1 protein-coding gene is annotated in these 1,816 nt (G+C 37.7%); it reads right to left on the minus strand.

Features of this window, described 5'->3' with window-relative positions; translation table 11 throughout:
* The coding region (locus tag ACY65O_RS14290; protein WP_462221534.1) for a DUF1549 domain-containing protein at nt 1–1,737 on the minus strand (1,737 nt) is incomplete at its 3' end.
* Nucleotides 1,738–1,816 lie beyond the last annotated feature (79 nt).

A 1,816-nucleotide genomic window follows, 5' to 3' on the forward strand; every position in this document is an offset into this window, starting at 1 on the left:
CCAGTTACCTCTTTCAAAAACATTTGTAGTGCGAAACATATCAGCAGGATTATCCATCATAACAGGTGTGGTTGGCGGCAGCAGTTTCATTAAATCTTTATACCTTTTTTTCATCGCTTCATAACCTGGTTTACCCTGCCCCGGAAATTTTTGCGTAAAATAAAACCACTCAAACATGCAGCCATCCTGATCTTTTAATTTTAAGTTGGGTGAACTGTAGGTGAGGTAAACATCATGTACACCCTGCATTGATACCAAATCAATTTCTGCAAATTTTAACCCTTTTTTATCGAGTGTTAAATTTACAGCCGCAAGCAAAGGGCCATCAGGTTTACCGGCATGAAATTGTACAATGCCATCTTTTATAAAAGCATCGTAGCGAAATATTAAATGATCTTTACTGGTAAGATCAACATTTTTTAATCTTGCTACTGCATGATTTCTAAATGAAAGCCATTTAGAATCCTGCAGTTCGGAGTTTACAAATTCATCGCTGGTTAATGAATTTATTGATGGCTGCCAGGTTTTTAAAAACTGTTTTATTTCATTATAATTTTTATCACCGGTATTTTGTTTTAGCCAACTTAATAACTCATTTAATTTTTCATTAGCCGAGTCGGAATATTGCCGCAGTAAAGGAAAATCTGCTTCGGTATCTTCATCACGGGTGTTATTAAAAAACGCCATGAACTTATAATATTCATCATGCTTAAACGGATCGTACGGATGGCTGTGGCATTGCACACAGGCAAATGTAGTTCCCATTAATGCCTGCCAAGTGGTGTTAACTCTGTCGATTACTGCAGCCGTACGGAACTCTTCATTTTCTGTACCACCTTCATCATTGGTCATGGTGTTGCGGTTAAAAGCCGTGGCAATTAATTTATTATCATCAGCATCCGGCATTAAATCGCCTGCTAATTGTTCGGTTAAAAATTCATCGTAAGGTTTATCGTTATTAAATGCATTGATCAGCCAGTCACGGTAACGCCAAATTTGCCGGTTATCATCACGTTCGTAACCTTTAGTATCGGCATAGCGGGCCAGGTCTAACCACATGGGTGTCCATTTTTCGCCAAAATGTTTATTGGCTAAAAGCGAATCAATTAATGTTTCGTACGCTTTATCCGATTTATCATTTAAAAATTTATTAGAAAGATTTTCCGTTGCAGGCAAACCAATTAAATCTAAACTTGCCCTTCGCAATAAAGTATTTTTATCTGCCTGCGGCGAATGCGGTAATTTATTTTCTTTTAATTTCTGCAATACAAAATTGTCAATACCATTTTTGTTCCAGCCCTGTTCCACTTCGCCGGGCAATGCAGTTTGCTTAACTGAAACATAAGCCCAGTGGTCGCCCCACTCGGCTCCCTGGTTGATCCATTTTTTTAAAATATCAATTTCATTTTTAGAAAGTGCGTCGTGTTTGTAAGGCATTCTTTCATCGGGGTCGGTAGCAGTGATTCTTTTTATAAGTTCGCTACCACTGGCATTGCCGGGTATAATAGCCAGCTTACCAGATTTTGCCGGTGCTAAAGCTTCTGAACGAAACAGCAAACTGTAATCAGCTTTTTGCCGCACACCACCATGGCAGCTAATACATTTTTTATTAAAAATGGGTTTTACCTGTGTATTGAAATCGATTGTATCTTTTGGAAATGCAAAGAAATAAATAAGTACTGCTGCAGCACACAGCAACACAATTATTACAATTTTATTGGATAGCAATTTTTTCATACTTCATATAGCCTGCTTAAAGCTAAAATACTTTATTGAGAAAACAGCAATGATGGGGATAATTGCTGCTTTTCTCCGC

It is taken from the genome of Ferruginibacter sp., assembly GCF_031430955.1.
GTDB lineage: Bacteria > Bacteroidota > Bacteroidia > Chitinophagales > Chitinophagaceae > Ferruginibacter.